Below are 22,336 nucleotides of genomic sequence, written 5' to 3' on the forward strand. Positions count from 1 at the left end.
GAGGTCACAGCGGCTGCGAGGTCACAACGGCTGCGAGGACGCACCACCATCGCGTCGTCGAACCATCCGCGGGCCTGGTTCGACGACGCGTGCGTGGTGCGGCCTGTCCCGAAAGCGACGATCGGGGCCCCCATTGTTTTGATTCATTCAAAAGAAGGCGTATGGTGGTGTCAACGCCGACGGAGGCCAGGGCCACCGTCGAGCACCTCGGCGCCGCCCTCCTCACCTCCGCTGGCCGCCCGCTCGATCCCCCGATCGCGGGCCCCCGACCAGCACGACCCGCCCATCCCCGAGGAGTCACCGTGAACACCACCGCCACGACCGCCCGCACCGCCGCCACCCCGCTCGGCGGCCGCTACGTCGGCAGCACCACCGCCCCGACGGTCGGCAGCTACGTCGGTTCGCTCGCCGCCGACGTCGCGCCCGGCTCGTACGTGAGCACCTCGGCACGCCGCGACCTGTCGATCGGTCGCTACACCGCCAGCGCGCGGCGTCGCCTCTCGGCCGCCACGGCGTCCGTCCGGACGGCCACGGGCTCGATCCACACCGCCACCGGCTCGATCCGCACCGCGTAGTCGGTGCCGGTCGGGGGCACCCCTCCCCGACCGACCCGGACGGGCCGCCCCACCAGACCCGGGCCCGCCGCGCGACCTGAATCCGCGCGGCGGACCCGTTCCTCTGGGCGATGTCACGACCCACCCGGTCCGCCCACCTCGCCCAGGAGACACGACGTGCCGCTCACCCCCGAAGGTGAGCGGCACGTCGTGTCTCCGGGACGACCGGGCCCGAGCCCGGCACGTCGGACTAGAGGGTCGCGGCGGAAGGGTCCCAGCTCTCGTCGAGCGGCACCGGCTGCTGCACGGCGGACTCGACGGAGACCGGCGCACCCTGCTCGGCGGCCGACGAGATCGCCAGCAGGACGTCGAGAACGTGCGAGGCCACGGCCCCGCTGGCACGCTCGGCGTCGCCACCGCGGATGGCCCGCGCCAGGTCGAGCACGCCCGAACCGCGTCCGTAGGTCGAGCCCGCGGCGGTGAGCGTCTCGGGCTCGTCCCGGCCGAACCGCCAGAGGCTCGAGTCGCCCTCGAAGGTGTTGGGGTCGGGCAGCACGAGGGTGCCCTCGGTGCCGCTGATCTCGACGAAGCCCATGCGGGGCAGCGCGTTCTGGAACGAGAACGTCGACTGGGCCGACTGCCCGCCCGCGAACTCGATGAGCGCCGCGTGGTGCGTCGGCACCTCGACCGGGAAGGTCTCGCCGGCCCGGGGACCGCTGCCGATGGTGCGGGTGTCGAACGACTTCGACGAGACCGCGCTGACGCGACTGGCCGAGCCGAACGCGTGCACGAGGGTCGTCACGTAGTACGGCCCCATGTCGAAGAGCGGACCGGCCCCGAGCGCGAACAGGAAGTCGGGGTTCGGGTGCCACGACTCGGGCCCGGGCACGTGGAACATCGTGGTCGCCGTGAGGGGCTGACCGATGTCGCCCCGGGCGATGGCGCGCATCGCGGTCTGGATGCCGGCACCGAGCACGGTGTCGGGGGCACACGCGACGCGGACGCCGGCCGCCTCGGCGGCGGCGAGCAGGTCGCGGGCCGATTCGTGGTCGAGCGCGAGGGGCTTCTCGCTCCAGACGTTCTTGCCGGCGGCGATGATCTGACGGCCGACCTCGGCGTGCACGGCAGGGATCGTGAGGTTGACGACGATCTCGATCTCGTCGATCGCGAGCAGCTCGTCGACCGTGCCGTGACCCGGGACGCCGTACGCCTCGGCCTGCGCCTGAGCGCGGTCGAGGTCGAGGTCGGCGACGAAGAGCACCTCGAGGTCGGCGAACTGCGTCATGTTCTCGAGGTAGGTGCCGCTGATGACGCCCGCGCCGATGACGCCGACGCCCACGCGTCCCGTGCGGCCGGCGGTCGTGTCGACGCCGCTCACTTGTCGTTCTCCTGCAGCCAGGCGAAGGACTCAGCGACGCCGTCGAAGACGTCCTTCGCGTAGTCGTCGAACTCGACGACGCGCAGCGCGTGCGGCGCGGCGGCGAGGACGGCGGCGACGTCCACGTCGCCCTGACCGGCCGGGGTCTGGTTCTTGAAGGCGGCGGCCAGCGCGTCGGGCACCTCGAGGGCGCTCTCGCTGCTGGGCAGGGCGGTCGCGATGTCGCCGGAGATCTTGCCGTCCTTGACGTGCAGGAACTGCACGCGGTCACCCAGCGAGCGCAGCAGCGCCGGGGTGTCCATGCCGCCGACGGTCGACCAGAAGGTGTCGATCTCGAGGACGACGTCGTCGTTCAGTCGCTCGAGGAAGAAGTCGTAGACGGGGCGGCCGTCGACCTTGTTCGCGAACTCCCACTGGTGGTTGTGGTAGCCGAACTTCAGGCCCGACGCGGCGGCCAGCACCTGCAGCTCGTTGACGCGGTCGGCGATCTTCGCGGCGTCGTCGGCGGTCTGCCAGCGGTCGCTCGGGATGAACGGGTCGATCACGGTGCCGATGCCGAGCTGGGCGGCGGCGGCGAAGGCGCGCTCGGGCTCGTCGGAGTCGATGACCGGGGCGTGGCCCGAGGGCGCGGTGACGCCGGAGGCGGCGAAGGCCTTCTCGAACTCGTCGGCACGCTCGACGAACGAGTAGGGCTCGACCTTGGTGAAGCCGATCTCGGCGATGCGGGCGACGGCGCCCTGCAGGTCGGCCGAGACGGCGTCTCGGACCGTGTAGAGCTGCACGGAGGGTGACGAGGTCATGGGAGTGACTCCTTTGTCGTGAGGGGTTCAGGTGGTCTGGGCCCAACTCTGCCACTTATGTCGACCGATGACAAAAGTTCGTCCCGAATCGACGAATTCTCTTGCCCGGACGACACCCGCTGTGTATTCTGCGAACACCTAGCGCGACTAGGTTTTGACTCGAGGAGGCGTCATGGCCAACCCAGGCCCCATCGGCACGCAGGGCGTGCTCACCCAACCCATCAGCACCGTGCGGGTGTCGCGGGGCTACATGATCGCGCTGGGGCTCGCCCAGTTCGGTCTGTTCGCGGCCCTGCTCTCGCCGGTCTACGTGAGCATGCAGCTCAAGGCGCAGCAGTTGAACCCCGACGACCCGGCGAGCATCATCGGGCTGGTCCTGCCCTTCGGTGCGTTCGGAGCACTCCTCGCCAACCCGCTCGTCGGCGCGCTGAGCGACCGGACCCGCACGCGGTGGGGCCGTCGTCGGCCCTACCTGGTGGGCGGCATCGTCGTGTTCACGCTCGCCCTCGCCTGGCTCGCCTTCGCCCCCACCGTGCTGCAGCTCGGCATCGCCTGGGTCGTCGCGCAGATCGCGGCCAACGCCGTGCTCGCCGCCCTGACCGCGAGCTTCGCCGACAACGTGCCGCAGTTCCAACGCGGCAAGGCCTCGAGCGTCATCGCCCTGGCCCAGAACGTCGCCGTCCTCGCCGGCACCTACCTGGCCGTCCTGTTCGTCGCGAACCTGCCGGTTCTCTTCATCGCGCCGGGCGTCCTCGCCGTCGTGCTCATCCTCGTCTACGCGGTCGTCGCCCGCGACGACCTGCCCGAGTATGAACTCAAGCCCTTCACGTTCGTCAACCTGGTCAGCTCGTTCTGGACGAACCCCCTGAAGCACCGCGACTTCGCCTTCGCCTGGTGGTCGCGGTTCCTGATCATCCTCGCGACGTTCATGTTCACGACCTACCGGCTGCTCTACATGCAGGAGCACCTCGGCATCGCGGACGTCGCCGACGCCACGGCCGCGGTCGCCTTCGGCGTCCTGCTCTACACGATCGCGTTGATGGCGAGTGCCGCGCTCTCGGGCTGGCTGAGCGACAAGCTGAAGATGCGCAAGGTCTTCGTCGGGGGCTCCACCGCCCTCTTCGCGGTCGGCCTGATCCTGCTGGCCCACGCCGAGACGGTCACCGGCTTCTACGTCGCCGAGGTCGTCATGGGCTTCGCCTACGGCATCTACGCCGCCGTCGACACGGCGCTCGTCGTCGACGTCCTGCCGAACGCCGACCGTCCCGGCAAGGACCTCGGCGTCATCAACATCGCCAACGCCCTGCCCCAGTCGCTCGCCCCGGCGATCGCCCTGTTCTTCCTCGGCGTCGGCAACGCCGGTTCGGGCAACTACACGCTGATGCTCTGGGCCGCCGGCGTCGCGGCGATCCTCGGCGCCCTGGCCGTCATCCCCATCAAGCGCGTGCGCTGAACCGGGCGGAGGCGTGTGCGACGGCCTACCGTCGCACACGTCATGACGCCCCCGACCGACCCCGCACCCGCCCCCGCCGCCGCCACCGGTCCGGGTGCCGACCGGGTCGTACCCACGGTCGGGCCGGTCGCTGCACCCGATCTGCACCTCATGACCTACAACGTCCGTCGCCGCATGCCGCAGGTGCTGACCACCCGTCACGCGCTGGCCGACCGGTGGTCGACCCGGTTGCCGGCACTGCGCCTCCTGCTCGAGGCCGAGCGACCCTCGGTGCTCGGACTCCAGGAGGCGCTGCCCGACCAGTCCGCGCAGCTCGCGGACGCCCTCGGTGCCGACTACGCCTCGGTCGGCACGGGTCGCGACCGCGACCGCGGCGGCGAACGCGTCGAACTGCACGTCGACACCACCCGCCTGCGGATCGTCCGCCACGAGGCGCTCTGGCTCTCGGCCACCCCCACGGTGCCGGGGTCGCGCTCGTACGGCAACATGATCCCCCGCACGGCCGTCCACGCCGAGCTCGACGACCTCGTGACCGGGGCCCGACTGCACGTGGTCGTCACGCACTTCGACCACCTCTCGGCCCGCTCGCGACGGCACTCCGCCGTGCAGCTGCGCACCTTCACCGACGCCCTCGACGGACCCGTCGTCGTGATGGGCGACTTCAACGCCGGGGTCGACTCCCCCGCGCACCGCGAGCTGACCCGCGGCAGGCTGGTCGACAGCCGCGTGGTGGCCGACGCGCGGCTCGACCCGGGCTGGGGCTCGTTCTCGAACTACGGCCCGCCCCGCACCGGCGGCCGCCGCCTGGACTGGCTGCTCGTCGACACCGGGGCCCACGTCGAGCGGGCCGGCGTCGGCGGGGTCCGTCCCGGCGGCGTCGCCCCCTCCGACCACGACCCCGTGCACGCCGTCGTGCGCTGGCCGTCCGGGCACGCCGCCCCGCGTCCGCCCGAAGACCCCACCACCGAACACCGCCCCGAGGAGTCCTGAGATGTCCACCGTCGCCGAGACCTTCCTCCGCCGCCCGCACGGGGTCCTCGAGTACGTCGCCGACGCGGTGCGCGTGGTCGCGGCCCTGAGCGTCGTCGTCGCAGGCATCGGCTGGGGCGTGGTCGAGATCGCCGTGCTGATGCTGGCGCTGCTCGGCACCCTCGTGCCCCGCATGCTCGGCCTCCGGGCGAGCGTCGACCTGATGGTCGGCGTCGCCGCCCTGGGCGCCGCCTGGAGCAGCGTCTTCGAGCTCTACACCCGGGTCACGGGCTACGACACGGTGGTGCACTTCCTGCTCAACGGCCTGCTGGCCGCGGTGTTCGTCGTCCTCGCCCGCCGGGGCGGCTGGATCGCCTCGTCGGGCGACACCGGTGGACGAGGAGGCGCGGGTCGCTCGGCCCGCGTCGGCTCAGTCCTGACGACGGTCGCGTTCGGCCTGGCGGCCGGCACCCTGTGGGAGATGGGCGAGTGGGCGGGCCACACCCTCGTCGACTCGGCGATCTTCGTCGGTTACGACGACACGATCGGCGACCTCGCCGCGGGAGGCCTCGGCTCGCTGCTGGCCGGGCTGGCGCTGCCGTTCCTCGTGGGGGGCGACGTCCGCGGCCGAGCCGCGCGCGCCTCCTCGTCCGGAGCCGGTGCCAGAGCCGGTGCCGATGCCGGTGCGGGTGCCGGCGGACGCGGGGTCGACGCCGTCGGCCACGGCCGCCCGCGCGTCCACCACCGCTGACGGCGTCCAGCCGAGCCGCGTGAAGACGCCGGCCGGGTCGGCGCGCAACCAGCGCGACCACGGCAGGCCGTCGGTGCCGTGCACCGTGAACGAGTGCAGCGCCCGGTACGTCCGCAACCAGGGGGCGTTGCCCGGGTCGAGCGGCCGGGCCGAGATGCCCGTGACGACGTCGCGGCGGTAGGCGATGCGGCCCCGCCCGGCGAGTTGACGGTCGCCGAGGTGCAGGGCGAGGTCCATGTCGTCGTGCAGCAGGGTCTCGTGCCGGTGCACCTCGTCGCGCACGTCGAGCCAGGCGGTGCGGCGCATCATCATCGTCGAGCCGAACAGCGGCCAGTGCGCCAGCGCGGCCCCGATCACGAGGTGGTACGCGCCCACGTAGAGGGCGGAGAGCAGGCGCTCGACGCCGACGGGCGCGTCGTAGAAGCGGGCGTTCGTGCTGACGGCGAGCACGTCCGGATCGTCGACGAGGGTGCCGACCAGGTCGGCGACCCAGGTGCGGGGCAGGACGCTGTCGGCGTCGACCCGACCGATGAGGTCGACGGGTGGGGTGGCGGCCGGTCCGGCCCCCACGCCGGCGGCGGCGTCGTACCCCGTGCTCGCGGCCGCGGCGATGCCGACCTCGGCCTCGGTGACCACCCGGGCACCGTGCCGGAGGGCCACCTCGACGGTGTCGTCGGTGCTGCCGTTGTCGACGACGATCACCTCGTCGGGCACCCGGGTCTGCCGCGCGAGCGAGCGGAGGCAGGCGTCGAGCAGGACTCCGTCGTCGCGGACGGGGACGACGACACAGACACGCACTCGCCCATCCAACCCGGTCGGGGCGGGTCACGTCGAGCGTTCACACCCGAGGACGTCGCCGAGACCCGTCGGCGCACACGGGGGTCTCGGCGGTTTCGCGGGGTCTGGCCGCACGCCCGCCCGGCGAGAGCAGACTCGGCGCATGATCCCGACCGCCGCCGAACCGATCGTCCCCATGCTCGCGAAGGCCGTGGCCGACGTGCCCGAGCCCGACTCCGTCGAGGGCGGGCTCGTCTACGAACCCAAGTGGGACGGGTTCCGCGGCATCGTCTACGCGGAACGCGCCGACTCCGACGCCGACGACCCCGACGCCCCGCTCACCGTCGAGATCGGCAGCCGCGGGTCGAAGATGCTGACCCGCTACTTCCCCGAGCTGGTCGAGGCCCTCGCCCGCCTCCTGCCGGGGCCCTGCGTGCTCGACGGCGAGATCGTCGTGCGGACCGGCGACCCCGGCCACGAACGCCTGGACTGGGACGCGCTCGGCCAGCGCATCCACCCGGCCGCCTCGCGCGTCGCGAAGCTCAGCGCCGAGACCCCCGCGATGTTCGTCGCGTTCGACCTGCTCGCCCTCGGCGGGCGCGACCTGCTCGACACCCCGTTCGCCGAACGCCGCGCGCTGCTGCTCGAGACGCTCGGCCCCGAGGGAGGCGCCGACGGCGGCACCGACGGCACGGCAGGAGGCGCGGACCACCCCCTGCACGTCAGCCGGGCCACCGACGACGTCGCGACCGCCCGTCGGTGGCTGACCGAGTTCGAGGGCGCCGGGCTCGACGGGGTCGTGGCCAAGCCGACCCGCGCCTCCTACGCTCCCGGCAAGCGCACCATGCTCAAGGTCAAGCACCACCGCACCGCGGACGTGGTGGTGCTCGGCTACCGCGTCCACAAGAGCGGTTCGGGCGTGGGGTCGCTGTTGCTAGGGCTGTACGACGCCGACGGCGAGCTGACGAACGTCGGAGGCGCGTCCGCGTTCTCGGACGCCCGTCGCCTCGAGCTCGTCGACGAGTTGGCGCCGTTCGTCGACCGCGACGACGACGGCGAGGTGCGGCACGCCGAGACCGAGCGCAGCCGCTTCTCGTCGGGCAAGGACGTGTCGTTCGTCCCGCTGCGCCCCGAGCGCGTGGTCGAGGTGCGGTACGACCAGATGGAGGGCTCCCGCTTCCGCCACACCGTGCAGGTCGAACGGTGGCGCGACGACCGCGAGGCGCGGTCGTGCGGTTTCGACCAGCTCGAGGTCCCGGCGGCGTACGACCTGGGCGAGGTGCTCGCCTAGGCGACGAGCGCCTCCTCGGGCACAGGGCACCGCGTTTCGTGCACCGCACCCCGACGAGACGCGGTGCCGTGCACGAGACGCGGTGTGGTGCGGGTCAGTCGGCGGCGGGCTTCCGCGCACGGCTGGGCTGCACGCGGGGCGGCTCGCCGGGCATCTTCGGGAAGTCCGGCGGGAAGGGCAGTTCGCCGAGGCCGTCGGCGACGTCGCGTTCCCACCAGGCGAGCAACGTGTCGATGCGCCCCGGCGACTCGTGCATCGAGCCCCACGGGTCGCCATGGGTCTGCAGCCGCTCGGGCACCGTCAGCACGGTGTGCTCGGCCGGGTCGATGCCGGGCAGGTCGTCCCACGTGACCGGCAGGGACACGGAGGCGCGGGGCAGCGCCCGGGGAGACCAGGCCCCCGCCATGGTGCGGTCGCGATTGGCCTGGTTGTAGTCGACGAAGAGGCGGTCGCCGCGTTCCTCCTTCCACCACGCGGTGGTGACGCGATCGGGGGTGCGGCGTTCGAGCTCGCGGGCGGCGGCGATCACGGCGTGCCGCACCTCGAGGAACTCGTGCGTCGGCTCGATCGGCGCGAAGACGTGCAGGCCCCGGTTGCCGCTCGTCTTGACGAACGCGGTGAGACCGGCCTCGTCGAGCACGGCCCGGAGGTCGAGCGCGGCCGTCACGGCGTCCGCGAAGCTCGTGCCCGGCTGCGGGTCGAGGTCGATGCGCAGCTGGTCGGGCAGGTCGGGCTGCTCGGCGCGCGAGGCCCACGGGTGGAAGACCAGGGTGTTCATCTGGGCCGCCCAGACCGCGGCGGCGGGCTCGTCGATCACGAGCTGCGGGTGCACGCGGCCGCTCGGGTAGGTGACGTCGACGGCTCGCACGTAGTCGGGCGTGCCGCGGGGCGGGTTCTTCGAGAAGTACTGGTCGCCGTCGACGTCGCCGCCGAACCGCTGCAGCGAGATCGGACGGTCGCCGTTCGCCGCGACGAAGGGCGTGCCGACCTCGACCAGGTAGCGCGCCAGGTCGAGCTTGGTCACGCCGAGGTCGGGCCAGAGCACGCGGGACGGACTGCTGATGCGGACGTCGCGGTCGCCCACCCGCAGGGTCGTCGCCTCGGATGCCATGTGCGTGACGCTAGTCCCGTCGCGCCGCCGGGGCACGAGGTGCCGGCGTTCACGGGGTGTTCACCCGGGCGTCGCTTCCGTCCGAGATGGTTCGGTCCACACCCGACGAAACGGACACCCGAATGCGCACGCCCCTGCTCCGCCTCGGCGCCCTGACCCTGGCCGGCTCGATCGCCGCCGCCGGGCTCGTGGCCACGAGCGCCCTGCCCGCCCTCGCGGCCGACGCCGACGTCGTCGTCAACGAGATCGACACGACCGACGACTGGGTCGAACTGCTCAACACCGGCCAGACCCCGACCGACGTGTCGGGCTTCGTGCTGCGGGACGATAAGGACACGCGGACGCTCGCGCTGCCCGCGGGCACGGTCCTCGCCGCCGGCGAGCGCCTGGTCGTCGACGTCGCCGACGACGCCGTGTGGGGCGCCGCCGCCTACGGACTCGGACGCGCCGACGCCGTCCGGCTCTACGCCGCCGACGGCACGACCCTGCTCGACTCGTACGCCTGGACGCAGTTCCCGACGACGACCTACGGCCGCTGCGCCGACGGCACCGGCGAGTTCGCGACGACGGCCGCCGGGACGCGAGGCACCGCCAACGAGTGCGCGACGACACCGGCTCCGACCGACCCGACGGAGCCCGCCCCGACCGACCCGACGACCCCCGCCGTGCCCGCCACGACCGACGTCGTGATCAACGAGGTCGAGTCGAACGGCGACGACACCGACTGGGTCGAACTGACGAACGTCGGGACGGTGCCCGTGGACGTCTCGGGCTACACCTTCCGCGACGAGGACGACGTGCGCACGCCCTTCACCCTGCCCACCGGTTCGGTCGTGCAGCCCGGCGCCTTCTTCGTGATCGACCAGGCCTCGGGCTCGAACCCGGTCGGCTTCGACTTCGGACTCGGCCAGCCCGACTCGGCACGACTGTTCGACACGGCGGGCACGCTCGTCGCGTCGTACGCCTGGAGCGTCCACAGCACCGTCAGCTACGGCCGCTGCCCCGACGGCACCGGCGAGCTGACGACGACGACCGCGACCACGAAGGGCGCGGCGAACGACTGCTCGTCGCCCGTGCGCATCAACGAGGTCGAGAGCCAGGGAGGCACGCCCGGCGACTGGGTCGAGCTCACGACCGTGGGCACCTCGTCGGTCGACCTCGGCGGCTACGTGCTGACCGACTCCGACCCGACGCACCGCTACGTCGTCCCCGCCGGGACCGTCGTCGCCCCCGGCGGCTTCGTCGTCCTCGACGAGCAGACCCCGACCTCGGCCGGCTTCGACTTCGGACTGGGCGGTGCCGACTCGGTGCGCCTGCTGCTGCCGGACGGCACGACGGCGGCCGACGGTTCGACCCTCGCCGACGAGTACTCGTGGACCTCGCACGCCGCCACCACCTACGGCCGCGGCCCCGACGGCACGGGCGACTTCGCCGTCACGTCGGCCCCGACCAAGGGCTCCGCCAACACCTTCGCCGGCGTCTCCGTGCCGACGGCCTGGCCCGGCGGACCCGACGAGGTCCCCCTGGACGACGAGGGCACCTTCACCGGTGACCTGAGCGGTCTCGACTACGAGCCGACCGGCACCGCGACCCCCGGCACGCTCTGGGCGGTGCAGAACGGCGACGGCCTGCTCTACCGGATCGTCCCGGACGGCGCCGGCGGGTGGGCCCCGCAGACGACCGACGGCTGGGCTGCCGGCAAGAAGCTGCTGTACCCGAGCGGGGTCGCGACCGACATCGTGGACGCCGAGGGCGTCACGGTCGCCGACGACTCGTCCGCGGGCGGCATCTACGTGTCGACCGAGCGCAACAACGCCTCGGGCTCGGTCAGCCGCCCCTCCGTGCTGCGCTACGACGCCTCGAGCCCGGCCACGACCCTGGTCGCCACCGACGAGTGGAACCTCGCCGCGGACTTCCCCGGCCTGGGGGCCAACGCGGGCCTCGAGGGCATCACCTGGGTGCCCGACGCCTGGCTGACCGAGGCGGGGTTCGTCGACGAGGCGACCGGCGCCTCCTACGACCCCGCGACGTACGCCGGCCACGGTGACGGGCTCTTCTTCGTCGGCGTCGAGGGCACCGCGAGCGTCTACGCCTACGCCCTGATGGACGACGGTTCGTTCGAGCGCGTCGCCACGATCGCGACGTCGTTCGCCCTGGTCGCCGACCTGCAGTTCGACGCCGACCTCGACGCGCTCTGGGTCGTCTGCGACGAGGCCTGCTCGGGCCGCACGGCGCTGTTCTCGGTCGACGAGTCGGGGGCGTTCGCCGAGGACGTCGTCTACGAGGCACCGGCGAACGCCGACCGCGGGCTCGCCAACGAAGGCTTCGCGATCGCCCCGGCGGCGACGAGCGTCGACGGGTTCCGCCAGACGTTCTACGCGGACGACAACGACACCGACGGGTTCTCGCTGCGCGCCGGGACGTTCCCCGGCGTGGCGGCCGAGCCCGGGACGCCCGGCGACCCCGGGACGCCCGGGACTCCCGGCACGCCCGGCGACCCCGCCGCCCCCGCCGATCCCGGCACGGGCGTGACGCCGATCGGTCAGGGCTCGGCCCCGGCGACGATCGACGGGCAGCTCGCCTTCACCGGTTCGGACGCTCGGTGGGCAGCGGCCGCGGCCCTGCTGCTCGTGCTCGCCGGGGCGGGCACCCTGATCGCCCGCCGGCGTCGACTCACCCGCGACTGAGGCACGACGCCCCACGACCCCGTGTCGAGCGATGCACCCGGAAGCGTCCGGGCGCGTCGCTCGACACGGGGTTCGTCGTCGTGCGGCGTCCGTGCGACGGCCGGAGAGGCCGACGGGTGAGCGGGTCAGCGGGTGAGCGGCGTCGCCGTGCCGGTGACCGTGACGCCGCCGACGACCGGGACGTCGACCACGAGGCGGCTCGGACGCCCGACGTGCCGCCCCTGCCTCACCACGACGCGGGCAGGAGGCGCGATCAGGTCGAGCGCGCGGAGGTAGCCGCCCAGCGACGCGGCCGCCGACCCCGTCGCCGGGTCCTCGGTGAGGGAGCCGACGGGGAACAGGTTGCGTGCCTCGACCACGGTCGCCCCGGACGCGTCGACACCCTGGGCGTGGATCACCGTGATCGTGCCCGCCCAGCCCCGTTCGTCCATGAGGGCCCGCACGGCGACCGGGTCGAACCCGAAGGCGTCGAAGACCCGCTGGTCGCGGACGGCCACCACGGGGTGCCGGTTGCCCGCGAAGGACTCCCGCAGCGGACGACGCTCGTCGAGGTCGGCGTGCGTGAGGCCGAGCAACGCCAGCAACCGGTCGGCGACGGTCGGGTCCAGGTCGCGCACGACGGGGTCGACGCTCGTGAACGACGCCGTCACCGGGCCCGCGACGGCGTCGGCACCCCCACGCGAGGTCTCGATCACGACCGGCCCGACCGCCGTCTCGAGCGTGAACGCTCCGACCCCGCGACGCTCGGCCAGGGCGACGGCGGTGGCGATCGTCGCGTGGCCGCAGAACGGGACCTCGGCCCCGGGCGAGAAGTAGCGCACGGCCACGTGCCGGTCGTCGCCGGCGCGGGACGGATCGACCACGAACGCGGTCTCGGCGTACCCCACCTCGGCGGCGATCAGCCGCATGTCGGCGGCCGAGAGGGCCGACGCGTCGAGCACGACGCCGGCCGGGTTGCCGCCGCCCGGTCCGTCGGCGAAGGCCGTGAGGTGCAGCACCTCGACGGTCGGGGCGGACGGCGAGGGAGCGGCGGGGCCGGCGGGAGGCGAGGGTCTGGGGTCGGTCACGACGCCACTGTGCCGCACCGCGCCTCCTCGTCGCCAGCGCCACCTCGTGCCGGGTGGCCGGCCCGGACCTCGCGACCGTGCCGGACCGTGTCGGACCCCGAGCCGCCCCGCACGACCCGACCGGCCTCGAGCCGCACCACGCGGTGCGCGGCGTCGAGCAGCAACGGATCGTGCGAGACCGCGAGCACCCCCGTGCCCCGGGCCGCCTCGTCGAGCAGCGTGGCCCGGATGCGGTCGGCGCTGTCGGCGTCGAGCCCGGTCGTGGGCTCGTCGAGCAGCAGCAGGTCGGCCCCGCGCGCGAGTCCGTGGGCCAGGAGCGCACGCTGCCGCTGGCCACCCGAGAGCGCGGCGAAGGGTCGGGGCGCCAGGTCGGCGACGTGCAGGCGCTCGAGCGCCTCGTCGACGGCGGCGCGGGCTCGACGGTCGAGGGGACGCCACCGGCCCACGCGACCCCAGGCACCGACCGTCACGACGTCGCGCACGGTGACCGGGAGCCCGTCCGGGATCGACGTGCGCTGCGGGACGAAGGCGATCGTCGACGTCGTCGAGCGCGTGCCCGACGACGGTTCGCGGACGCCCGCGACGACCTCGAGCAGCGTCGACTTGCCGGCGCCGTTGGGGCCCGCGACCACCGTCAGGGCACCGCTGCACACCTCGAGGTCGACGTCGGCCAGGGCCACCCGGTCACCGAACGTGCACCCCACCCCGAGGAGGCGCGCCAGGGACGAGGGAGCGGCGGCGGTGGTCCTCGTCATGCCGTCAGCCTAGTTGATAAGCGTTCTCATTCTCAGCTACGGTCGTGTCTCGTGCCCTTCCTCTCCACCGCCGTCCTCGAGCCGTTCTCGCTCGACTTCGTCCAGCGCGCCCTCGTCGGCGGCGGCCTCGTCGCGATCCTCTGCGGCGTCGTCGGCACCTGGGTCGTGGTCCGCGGCATGGCCTTCCTCGGCGAGGCGCTCGCGCACGGCATGCTGCCCGGCGTCGCCCTCGCGACCGTGATCGGTGCGCCCGTCCTCGTCGGCGGGGCGCTCAGCGCCGTCGTGATGAGCCTCGGCGTGGCGGCGCTGCAACGACGCGGTCGCCTGTCGTACGACACGAGCATCGGCCTCCTCTTCGTCGCGATGCTCGCCCTCGGCGTCGTCGTCATCTCGCACTCGGGCAGCTTCGCCACGGACGCCACGTCGATCCTGTTCGGCGACGTCCTCGCGATCACGACGGCGGACCTCGGCCTGCTCGCCGGCGCGACGACCGTCGGCGTCGGCCTCGCGGCCGCCTTCCACCGCCCCCTGCTGGCCCTCGCCCTCGACCCGCGCCTGGCCGCCGTGCTGGGGCTCGGTCCGCGCTCGGCCCAGGCCGTGCTCGTGGGCCTGGTCACGCTCGCCGTCGTCGCCTCGTACCAGGCCGTCGGGTCGTTGCTCGTCGTCGGACTGCTGCTCGCACCGGCCGTCGCCGCGGGCCACTGGACGACGCGCCTGCCCACGCGGATGGTCCTCGCCTCGGTCGTCGGCGTGCTCGCCGTCGCCGTCGGCCTGCTCGTCTCGTGGCACGCCGCGACGGCCGCCGGCGCCTCGATCGCAGCGACGGCCATCGCGTTCGCCGGCCTCTCGGGGGCCGGCCACGCCGCCCTCGGCCGTCGGCGGGCACGTCGGGTCGACACCGCCGCCCTGAGTCGCACGGGCACGGCGCCCGTCGCGACCCCCGCCTCCTGACCCGCCCGCACGACCCCACGTCCGCACTCCCCCGCCCGTCTCCCCGACCCACCCCACGCCCACCCGGAAGGACCGCATGCGATCCCCCCTCCTCACGACCTGCCTGCTCGGCACGCTCGCCCTCGGGCTGACCGCCTGCTCGCCCGACGCCTCGCCGGGCGGCGACCCCGCCGCCGGGACGACGGCCGACGAGACCGGCGCCAGCGGCGAGGGCCACGGCGCCGTCGCGGGCGCCGAGGAACTCGCCGAGCCCCGTCTCGGCCTCACCACGATCGACCCGTCGGGCACGGTCGCCCACCTCGACCTGCTCGACGAGGGCGTCGTCGAGCTCGGGTCGGTCGACGCCCCCACCGCCGTGGAGACCGACGGGCGGTACCTGTTCGCCGAGACCACCGGCGGCCTCGAGGTCGTCGACAGCGGGGTCTGGACGTGGGACCACGGGGACCACTTCCACTACTACCGGGCCGACCCGCGCCTCCTCGGCACCGTCGAGGGCGACGGCGCGGCGACCGTCGCGACCACGAACCTGTCGACCTCGGGTTCGACCGGCGTCCACTTCGCCGGCTCGGGCGACGCCGTGCTGCTCGACACCGAGGCGCTGTCGCGGGGCGAGCTGCGGGAGCGGTTCCGCCTCGACGGCGAACCGGGCACCGGCATGGTCGTCCCCGTGGGCTCGTACGCCCTGGTGACCGAGGGGCGCGGCGAGGCGACGACGCTCGTCGGACGCACCGCCGACGGTGACGAGACGGGCCTGCGCGAGGCCTGCCCGGACGCCTCGGGCACGATCACGACCCGCGTCGGGGCGGTCGTCGGCTGCTCGGACGGCGCCCTGCTCGCGACCGTCGCCGACGACGAGCTCGTCGTCGAACGCATCCCCTACCCGGCCGGCTCGACCCCGTCGTCGGGCGGCACGGCGGCCCCGGCCACCGCGTTCGACAACCGGGAGGGGCGACCCACCGTGGCCGGGCTCGCCGGCTCCGAGGGCGTCTGGCTGCTCGACACCCGGGCCCGGGCCTGGACGCTGCTGCCGGCGCCGACCCCGCTGGTCACGGTGACTGCCGTGGACGACGCCGACCAGCGCCTCCTCGCCCTCGCCCGGGACGGCCGCGTGCTCGTCCTCGACGGCACCACCGGCCAGGTCGTCGCCGAGACCGCGCCCCTCGTCGCGGACTCGCTCGCCGCGGGCCGGACGCCGACGCTGATCGCCGACCAGCAGCGCGCGTACCTCTCGGCCCCGGTCGAGGGGCGGCTGTACGAGATCGACGCCGCCGACGGCGCGCGGATCGCCCGCAGCTTCGAGACGGCGGGCGAGCCGGCCTTCGTCGCGGAGACGGGCCGATGACGGCGCCGTCGACGGCCCGCCGCCGGGCCGGGCTCGCCACCGCCAGCCGCAGCACCGCCGCCCGCGTCGCCGCCGTCACCGTCGCGGCCGCGCTGGCCCTGACCGGCTGCGCACCCGCCGGCGACGACCGTCCGGTCGTGTTCGTGTCGACGAACATCCTCGGCGACGTCGTCGACGAACTGGTCGGCGACCAGGCCGAGGTCGTCACCCTGATGAAGCCGGACGCCGACCCGCACTCGTTCGAGATCTCGGCGCAACAAGCGGCACGGATGCGGGCGGCCGACCTCGTCGTCTCGAACGGCCTCGGCCTCGAGGAGGGGCTGCAGCAGCACCTCGACGCGGCGGTCGACTCCGGCGTGGCCTCGTTCGTCGCCGCGGACGCGATCGACGTCCTCGACTACCGCGACGGGGACGCCGCCGGCACCCCCGACCCGCACTTCTGGACCGACCCGGGCCGCATGCTCGACGTCGTCGACGCCCTCGGGCCCGTGCTCGCCGAGGTCGACGGCGTCGACGCCGCGGGGCTCACCGCGCGCACCACCGACTACCGGGCCGAGCTCGAGCGACTCGACGCCGACATGGTCGACGCCTTCGCCGCGATCCCCGCCGAACGGCGCGCACTCGTGACGAACCACCACGTCTTCGGCTACCTCGCCGACCGGTTCGACTTCGACGTCGTCGGGGCCGTGATCCCCGGCGGCACGACGCTCGCGGCGCCGTCGGCGTCCGACCTCGCCGACCTGGTCGACGCCGTCGAGACGACGGGCGTCCCGACCGTGTTCGCCGAGTCGTCCTCGCCCGACCGACTCGTGCAGGCCCTGGCGAGCGAGGCGGACGTCCACGTCGACGTGGTCGAGCTCGTCACCGAGTCGCTCACCGCGGCCGACGGGGACGCCCCCGACTACCTGACCATGATGCGCGTCGACACCGAGCGCATCGCCACCGGACTCTCCCCGTGAGCGTCCGACCACCAGAAAGAGGAACACCCATGCGCACCACCCACCTGCGACGGACCGGCGGCACGCTGCTCGCCCTCGGCGTCGCCGCGACCCTCGTCGCCTGCTCGACCGGCGGACCCGGCTCCGCGTCCGACGCGACGGGCGGCGCCGCCGCGACCGGCGCCTCCTCGTCCGGCCCCCGCCTCGCCGTCTCGTCCGAGGGCCGCGTCACCGTGCTCGACGGCGAGACCCTCGAAACCGTCGGCGCGTTCGACTCCGAGGAGTTCACCCGCCTCAACCCGGCCGGCGACGGCCGACACGTCATGGTCACGACGAGCGGAGGGTTCCAGGTGCTCGACACCGCGGCCGGCAGCTCGTCCGAGCCCGCCCTGACCGACCTCGTGTTCGACGCCGACACCGCGGGCCACGTCGTCCGGCACGGCGGCAAGACGATCCTCTACGCCGACGGCACGAGCGACACCACGGTGTTCGAGTCCGCCGACCTCACCGACGCCGTCACCGACGGCGAGCTGCCCGCGGTCGAGACGATCGAGGGCGTCGAGGCCCACCACGGCGTCTCGGTCGTGCTCGAGGACGGCACCTTCCTCACGACGGTCGGCGACTCCGACGGCCGCACGGGCATCGAGGTGCGCGACGCCGACGGTGCGGTCGTCGCGCAGAGCGACGAGTGCCCGGGCGTCCACGGCGAGGGCACCGCGGCCGACGAGGCCGTCGTCCTCGGCTGCGAGGACGGAGCGCTCGTCTACCACGACGGGACGATCACCAAGCTCGCCTCGCCCTCGCAGCCCTACGGCCGCATGGGCAACGCGTACGTCAGCGAGACCAGCCCGCTCGTCGTCGGCGACCACAAGGACGACCCCGACGCCGAGGGCTACCTGCTGCACGCGGTCACCCTGATCGACACGGCCGCCGACACCCTCGACGTCGTCGACCTGCCCGAGGGCGTCGAGTACACCTTCCGGGGCGTCGCCCGCGGCCCGGGCGACCTCGCGTACCTGATCGGCACCGACGGCGCCGTGCACGTGCTCGACCCCGCGACCGGCGAGCTCACGGCGTCGTGGCCCGTGATCGGCGCCTGGGAGGGCCCGGCCGAGTGGCAGGACGCCCACCCCGCGATCGTCGTCGCGGGTGACGTCGGCTACGTCACCGAGCCGGCGACGGACAGCGTGCACGCGGTCGACCTGACCACGGGCGAGGTGCTGTCGTCGCGCGAGCTCGACGTCACGCCCAACGAGGTCGCGGTGGCCACGGCCTACTGACGCGACCACCCCCGGGACGAGGAGGCGCGGTGCGAGGGCACCGCGCCTCCTTCGCGGTCGGGGGCTGCGCACGGCTCGTCCGGCCGGCCCGGCGCGCTCGGCCGACCCGGCCGGCCCCACCCCGCAGGCCCCGCCCGCCCGCCGGTCGCCGACCCGTCCTCTGGGGGCACCTCGAGCCCCGTCCCCGCGTCCCGCGGCACCGAAGACCGGGAGAGTCCGACGAATTCGTGACGTTTCGCCCTCGGGCCACGTCTCCATCGTGTGCCGCCCACGGCGGCGCCGCAGGACCACGGATCGAGAGGACCCCATGCCGAGCTTCTACGTCAGCGCGCCCGACGGAGAACCGGAACCCACCGGCGGGGTCTCCGCGCACCCCGTCGACCTCGCGGGCGGCAGCGACGACGGGGGCGGGTCGACCTACCGGCGCGTCCAGGACGGCGGCACCGACCTCCGCGAGGCGACCCGCCGCCTCGAGACGCACTACCGGGGCCGACGATTCCGGTCCCAGTCGGGGGGCAGCCCGTTCGAGTACTCGTACGTGCTCGCCGGCGACGACCGCCTCGTCATGCAGACCTCGTCGTTCAGTGCACCGATGCAGGGCGAGATCCCCTTCCCGGGGCAGTACATCGTCGCGTGGAACCGCAGCGGACGCACCACCCTGCACCAGCGCGGCCACACGTTCACGAGCGAGGGCTCCACGCCGTTCCTCATGCCGGCCGAGGAGGCCTTCTCGTTCGAGTCGACCCCGCGGAGGAACGGCATGGTGCAGGTCGGCAGCGACTTCCTCGAACGGACCGCCGCCGAGCGCCACGGCGGGCCGTCACAGCGCGTCGTGTTCGACTACGCGGTCACCCCGCGCCCCGAGGCGGTCGCGGCCTGGCGGACCGCCGTCGGGTCGAGCGCCGCGGCCGTCGTGGCCGAGCAGGCGTCACCGCTCGTGCGGCTCGAGGCCCAGCTCACCCTCGCCCGGGCCATGCTCGACCTGTTCCCGTGGCGCGCCGTCGACGTGCCCGTCGGCCTGCGCACACAGGAGGCCGCCCGCGTCCGACACGCGGTCGAGTACATCCACGCCCACGCGGCCGAGCCGCTCACCCCGGCCGACATCGCCGAGGCGTCGGGCATGCACACTCGCACCCTGCAGACGTCGATGAAGGAACACCTCGGCACGTCACCGGCGGCGTACCTGCGCCAGGTGCGCCTCGACCGCGTCCACGACGAACTGCTCGCGGCGGCCCCGAACGAGACCCGCGTCTCGGACGTCGCCCGACGCTGGGGCTTCGGCAACTTCGGCCGGTTCGCGGGGTCGTACGCCGCGCGCTTCGACGAGTACCCCCGCGACACGCTCGCCCGCTAGCGACGCCCCGCCCCGCCCGGCCCTGCCCGGCCCGCCCCGCCCCGCCCCGGGGAGGCGGTTGGTCGAGTGGGCAGAAATCGTCCTTCCGGCTCGCACGAAGGACGTTTTCTGCCCACTCGATCCTCAGGCGCCCTGCTGGTCGGACCCCTGCTGCTCCGCACCCTGCTGCTGGGCGTAGGCCTCGGGGCCCTGTTCAGCCGCCGACGGGTCCATCCAGCCGAACTCGAGGATGTTGCCGTCCGGGTCGGTCAGCTGGCGCTGGTACATGAAGCCGTAGTCCGACGCGGGGCGCGCCTCCGTGCCTCCGGCGCCGAGGCCGGCGGTGACCGTCGTGTCGACCTCGTCGCGCGAGTCGAGCATGACGGCGGTGGCGACCGAGGGGGCCGTGGTGGGATCACCGATGGGCAGGTCGGTGAAGGTCTGGAAGTACTCACGCCTGAGGATCATGAACGCGCTGTGGTCCTCCTCCACGATCACGCACGCGGCGTTCTCGTCGGTGAAGAGCGGGTTGATGGTGAACCCGAGGGCCGTGTAGAACGACTTCGCCCGGTCGAGGTCGCTCACGGGCAGGTTGACGAACATCATGGCCACGGTGTTCTCCTTCGAACGGTCCACGGGTGGTGACGCACAGCGTGGCCCCGCCCGTGTCGGCCGTCAAGACCTCGGCGGCAGCTCAGAAGTCGAGCAGGCGCACCGTGACGCCCACGGTGTCGCCGACGCCGAGGCCCTCGGCGTCGCGCACGGCCCGCTTGACGGGCAGGGCGTAGGCGTTCTCGTCGCCGAGGGGGAAGACCGACGTGGTGAACGTCGACGAGCCGACCCGCGCCTCCACCCGGACGGAACCCCAGCCGCGCAGCAGGTCGCCGGCCACCATCAGGACGTGGTCCTCGACCTCGGGCGGCAGGCTGACGAACGTGTAGAAGGCTCGCCGGCTCTCCCACCGCCAGAGGTCGGCGTCGAACGTGAACTGCATCTCGACCCCTCCTCCCGCCGCGAGCCGTCCTCCGACCCTAGTGCCGGTGCCCCGGCCCGGCCCCCGGCCCGCTCCACACCGGGAACGGGTCGACGAAGTCGCGCCAGCCCGCCGGGTCGCCCAGCAGCTCGTCGTCGGTCAGGAGGCACGTGTCGAGCTCTCGACGGATCGTCGCGACGTCGAGGTCGAGACCGAAGAAGGCGATCTGCTGGCCGTGGGGCGAGTCGGGGTGCCACGACGGGCTCGAGGTCGGGTCGAGGCTCAGCATCTGCCCGACGCTCGACCACGAGCCGACGCGGTCGCTGCGGGTCGCGAACTGGGTGAAGCCGCGCGAGCGCAGCACCGTGCCGACGGCGCCCGGGGCGAAGGTGTGCTCGACCGCGACGGCGAGGCGCCCCGGGTGGAACGGACGCTCGTCCCGGTAGGCGTACGTCGTGACCACGCCGTCGTGGTCGAGGTCGGGGGTGTGCTCCGAGAGGGCCTGCATCCAGCCGGCGGCGCCGCCGAGCTGCGCCGCGCCTCCCGGGCTCTCGAGGGTCTCGCGTCGCACGGCGTCGACGCCGGCGACGCGGCTCTCCGGCGCCAGTCGCGCGAGCAGCCGGCGGATCGTCCGCAGGTCGCGCGGGGACACCCCGGCCGTGTCGACCAGGACGATCACGGTCGCGTACTCGACGAGGTCGACGACGTGCTCGGCGGCGAGGAACCGGTCGTCGACTCCGCCGAGCACGAGGTCGACCAGCTCGACCGCGCTGACGACCGAGACGACGTGCTGCAGCAGCGACCGACCCGAGGGCCGCCCCAGGGACGAGTCGAGCAGCGAACCGAGCAGCAGGCCGGTGGCCCGACTCGGGGTGCCGGCAGCGAGCGTGGCCACGACGTCGACCGGGTGCCCGTCGTGGGCGAGGTCGAGCGCGAGCCGGTGCACGGCGTCGGCGGCGTCGTGCGCGTCCGGACCCGAGACCGACCGGTGGCTCGTCGATCCGAGCAGCCGGTCGGCCACCCGGTCCACCGCCGACGGGCTCTGGCCCGTCACGAGGACGACGCCCCGGTGGCGTGGGGACGAGGAGGCGCGGGTCGGTTCGGTCATGCCCCCACGCTAGGTGATAATGGTTCTCACTAACAACCGACACCACCCCATCGACTCCACCCCATCGACTCCAGGAGGCAACCGTGAAGGTCCGCAACTCGCTCAAGGCGCTCAAGAAGATCCCCGGTTCGCAGGTCGTCCGCCGCCGCGGTCGGGTCTACGTCATCAACAAGAAGGACCCGCGGTGGAACACGCGTCAGGGGTGACGGCGTCTGGCAGGATCTCCTGATGCCTGCCGACCGAACGCCCCGCCGCCCCGACGTCACGACCACCGAGATCGTGGGTGGCGCCGAGGCCGTCCACGTCTCGTTGCACGAGTACGACGAGCGTTGGCCGGCCGAGTTCGCCGAGCACCGACGCCGCATCGTCGAGGCCCTCGCGGCGTCGGGCATCGCGGTCGACGTCGAGCACATCGGCTCGACGTCGGTGCCAGGCCTCGCGGCGAAGCCGATCGTCGACGTCGTGGTCGCGGTGCCCGACATCACCGCGGAAGAGGACTACCTCGACCCGTTGCTCGCCGCGGGCTACGAGCTGCGGGTGCGCGAGCCGGGGCACCGACTCGTGCGGACGCCGGAGCGCAGCGTCCACGTGCACGTCTACGAGCAGGGTGCCGACGCGATCGCGGGGTACCTGCTGCTGCGCGACCACCTGCGCACCGACGCCGCCGACCGCGAGCTCTACGCCGGCGTCAAGCGGGACCTGCTCGACCGCCGCTGGGACGACATGAACGACTACGCCGACGCCAAGACCGAGGTCGTCACGGCCATCACGGCGCGGGCTCGCGCCGCCCGGGACGCAGCCCGCGAGGGCTGACCCGG

At 73.6% G+C, this 22,336-nt stretch carries 21 protein-coding genes; 12 read left to right on the forward strand and 9 right to left on the reverse strand.

Annotated elements, in window-relative coordinates:
* Positions 1 to 302 precede the first annotated feature (302 nt).
* Positions 303 to 575, forward strand: coding sequence for a hypothetical protein (locus EDF21_RS06585; RefSeq protein ID WP_123570673.1), 273 nt, complete (start codon positions 303 to 305; stop codon positions 573 to 575).
* A 229-nt stretch (positions 576 to 804) separates the two neighbouring features.
* On the opposite strand, the gene EDF21_RS06590 is transcribed toward EDF21_RS06585, so the two are convergent.
* Together EDF21_RS06590 and EDF21_RS06595 are read right to left on the reverse strand one after the other, a co-directional pair.
* Positions 805 to 1,932, reverse strand: a complete 1,128-nt coding sequence (locus EDF21_RS06590) for a Gfo/Idh/MocA family protein (RefSeq protein WP_056046921.1) — start codon at positions 1,930 to 1,932, stop codon at positions 805 to 807.
* On the reverse strand, positions 1,929 to 2,732 hold the full coding sequence (locus tag EDF21_RS06595; RefSeq protein WP_123570674.1) for a sugar phosphate isomerase/epimerase: 804 nt from the start codon (positions 2,730 to 2,732) through the stop codon (positions 1,929 to 1,931). Before EDF21_RS06595 ends, EDF21_RS06590 begins: the two co-directional genes overlap by 4 nt.
* A gap of 172 nt (positions 2,733 to 2,904) precedes the next feature.
* Between EDF21_RS06595 and EDF21_RS06600 the strand changes: the two genes are divergently transcribed.
* Positions 2,905 to 4,185 (forward strand): MFS transporter, encoded by a 1,281-nt coding sequence (locus tag EDF21_RS06600; RefSeq protein WP_123570675.1) that lies wholly within the window; start codon positions 2,905 to 2,907, stop codon positions 4,183 to 4,185.
* Between the two features lie 42 nt (positions 4,186 to 4,227).
* On the forward strand, positions 4,228 to 5,175 hold the full coding sequence (locus tag EDF21_RS06605; protein ID WP_123570676.1) for an endonuclease/exonuclease/phosphatase family protein: 948 nt from the start codon (positions 4,228 to 4,230) through the stop codon (positions 5,173 to 5,175).
* A gap of 409 nt (positions 5,176 to 5,584) precedes the next feature.
* Here the strand turns inward: EDF21_RS06605 and EDF21_RS06610 are convergent, their stop codons facing one another.
* A complete protein-coding gene (locus tag EDF21_RS06610; protein WP_233568376.1) occupies positions 5,585 to 6,703 on the reverse strand; it encodes a glycosyltransferase family 2 protein in 1,119 nt (372 codons plus the stop codon).
* Between the two features lie 142 nt (positions 6,704 to 6,845).
* Between EDF21_RS06610 and EDF21_RS06615 the strand changes: the two genes are divergently transcribed.
* Positions 6,846 to 7,973, forward strand: coding sequence for an ATP-dependent DNA ligase (locus EDF21_RS06615; RefSeq protein WP_123570678.1), 1,128 nt, complete (start codon positions 6,846 to 6,848; stop codon positions 7,971 to 7,973).
* Positions 7,974 to 8,067: 94 nt separating this feature from the next.
* Here EDF21_RS06615 and ligD read toward each other — a convergent pair whose 3' ends face one another.
* Positions 8,068 to 9,084 (reverse strand): non-homologous end-joining DNA ligase, encoded by a 1,017-nt coding sequence (gene ligD / locus EDF21_RS06620; protein WP_123570679.1) that lies wholly within the window; start codon positions 9,082 to 9,084, stop codon positions 8,068 to 8,070.
* Positions 9,085 to 9,206: 122 nt separating this feature from the next.
* Between ligD and EDF21_RS17180 the strand changes: the two genes are divergently transcribed.
* Positions 9,207 to 11,771 (forward strand): lamin tail domain-containing protein, encoded by a 2,565-nt coding sequence (locus tag EDF21_RS17180; protein ID WP_199736234.1) that lies wholly within the window; start codon positions 9,207 to 9,209, stop codon positions 11,769 to 11,771.
* Positions 11,772 to 11,896: 125 nt separating this feature from the next.
* On the opposite strand, the gene EDF21_RS06635 is transcribed toward EDF21_RS17180, so the two are convergent.
* Positions 11,897 to 12,838 carry a PhzF family phenazine biosynthesis protein gene (locus EDF21_RS06635; RefSeq protein WP_123570861.1) on the reverse strand — a complete coding sequence of 314 codons (942 nt, stop codon included), beginning with the start codon at positions 12,836 to 12,838 and terminating at the stop codon, positions 11,897 to 11,899.
* On the reverse strand, positions 12,835 to 13,593 hold the full coding sequence (gene aztA / locus EDF21_RS06640) for a zinc ABC transporter ATP-binding protein AztA (RefSeq protein WP_123570680.1): 759 nt from the start codon (positions 13,591 to 13,593) through the stop codon (positions 12,835 to 12,837). Before aztA ends, EDF21_RS06635 begins: the two co-directional genes overlap by 4 nt.
* 51 nt (positions 13,594 to 13,644) lie before the next feature.
* Between aztA and aztB the strand changes: the two genes are divergently transcribed.
* The 5 genes from aztB (at position 13,645) to EDF21_RS06665 (ending at position 19,458) form a co-directional block, all read left to right on the forward strand.
* Positions 13,645 to 14,544, forward strand: coding sequence for a zinc ABC transporter permease AztB (aztB, locus tag EDF21_RS06645; protein WP_123570681.1), 900 nt, complete (start codon positions 13,645 to 13,647; stop codon positions 14,542 to 14,544).
* 76 nt (positions 14,545 to 14,620) lie between these two features.
* Positions 14,621 to 15,886: an ABC transporter gene (locus EDF21_RS06650; protein WP_123570682.1), complete on the forward strand. Its 1,266-nt coding sequence runs from the start codon at positions 14,621 to 14,623 to the stop codon at positions 15,884 to 15,886.
* Entirely contained in the window at positions 15,883 to 16,845 is a 963-nt protein-coding gene (aztC, locus tag EDF21_RS06655; RefSeq protein WP_123570683.1) for a zinc ABC transporter substrate-binding protein AztC, read from the forward strand. Before EDF21_RS06650 ends, aztC begins: the two co-directional genes overlap by 4 nt.
* 29 nt (positions 16,846 to 16,874) lie before the next feature.
* Complete coding sequence (gene aztD, locus EDF21_RS06660) at positions 16,875 to 18,104, forward strand: zinc metallochaperone AztD (RefSeq protein ID WP_123570684.1); 1,230 nt, start codon at positions 16,875 to 16,877, stop codon at positions 18,102 to 18,104.
* 307 nt (positions 18,105 to 18,411) lie between these two features.
* Positions 18,412 to 19,458 (forward strand): helix-turn-helix transcriptional regulator, encoded by a 1,047-nt coding sequence (locus tag EDF21_RS06665; RefSeq protein WP_123570685.1) that lies wholly within the window; start codon positions 18,412 to 18,414, stop codon positions 19,456 to 19,458.
* Positions 19,459 to 19,581: 123 nt separating this feature from the next.
* Here EDF21_RS06665 and EDF21_RS06670 read toward each other — a convergent pair whose 3' ends face one another.
* From EDF21_RS06670 to EDF21_RS06680, 3 genes are all read right to left on the reverse strand, one after another.
* Entirely contained in the window at positions 19,582 to 20,049 is a 468-nt protein-coding gene (locus tag EDF21_RS06670; RefSeq protein ID WP_123570862.1) for a VOC family protein, read from the reverse strand.
* An 82-nt stretch (positions 20,050 to 20,131) separates the two neighbouring features.
* On the reverse strand, positions 20,132 to 20,431 hold the full coding sequence (locus EDF21_RS06675) for a DUF1905 domain-containing protein (RefSeq protein ID WP_123570686.1): 300 nt from the start codon (positions 20,429 to 20,431) through the stop codon (positions 20,132 to 20,134).
* A 37-nt stretch (positions 20,432 to 20,468) separates the two neighbouring features.
* On the reverse strand, positions 20,469 to 21,518 hold the full coding sequence (locus tag EDF21_RS06680; protein WP_123570687.1) for a GTP-binding protein: 1,050 nt from the start codon (positions 21,516 to 21,518) through the stop codon (positions 20,469 to 20,471).
* Between the two features lie 83 nt (positions 21,519 to 21,601).
* Between EDF21_RS06680 and ykgO the strand changes: the two genes are divergently transcribed.
* A complete protein-coding gene (gene ykgO / locus EDF21_RS06685) occupies positions 21,602 to 21,724 on the forward strand; it encodes a type B 50S ribosomal protein L36 (RefSeq protein ID WP_056224971.1) in 123 nt (40 codons plus the stop codon).
* A gap of 22 nt (positions 21,725 to 21,746) precedes the next feature.
* On the forward strand, positions 21,747 to 22,331 hold the full coding sequence (locus tag EDF21_RS06690; RefSeq protein WP_123570688.1) for a GrpB family protein: 585 nt from the start codon (positions 21,747 to 21,749) through the stop codon (positions 22,329 to 22,331).
* The last annotated feature ends 5 nt before the right edge of the window (positions 22,332 to 22,336 follow it).

The organism is Frigoribacterium sp. PhB118 (assembly GCF_003751725.1).
Lineage (GTDB): Bacteria > Actinomycetota > Actinomycetes > Actinomycetales > Microbacteriaceae > Frigoribacterium.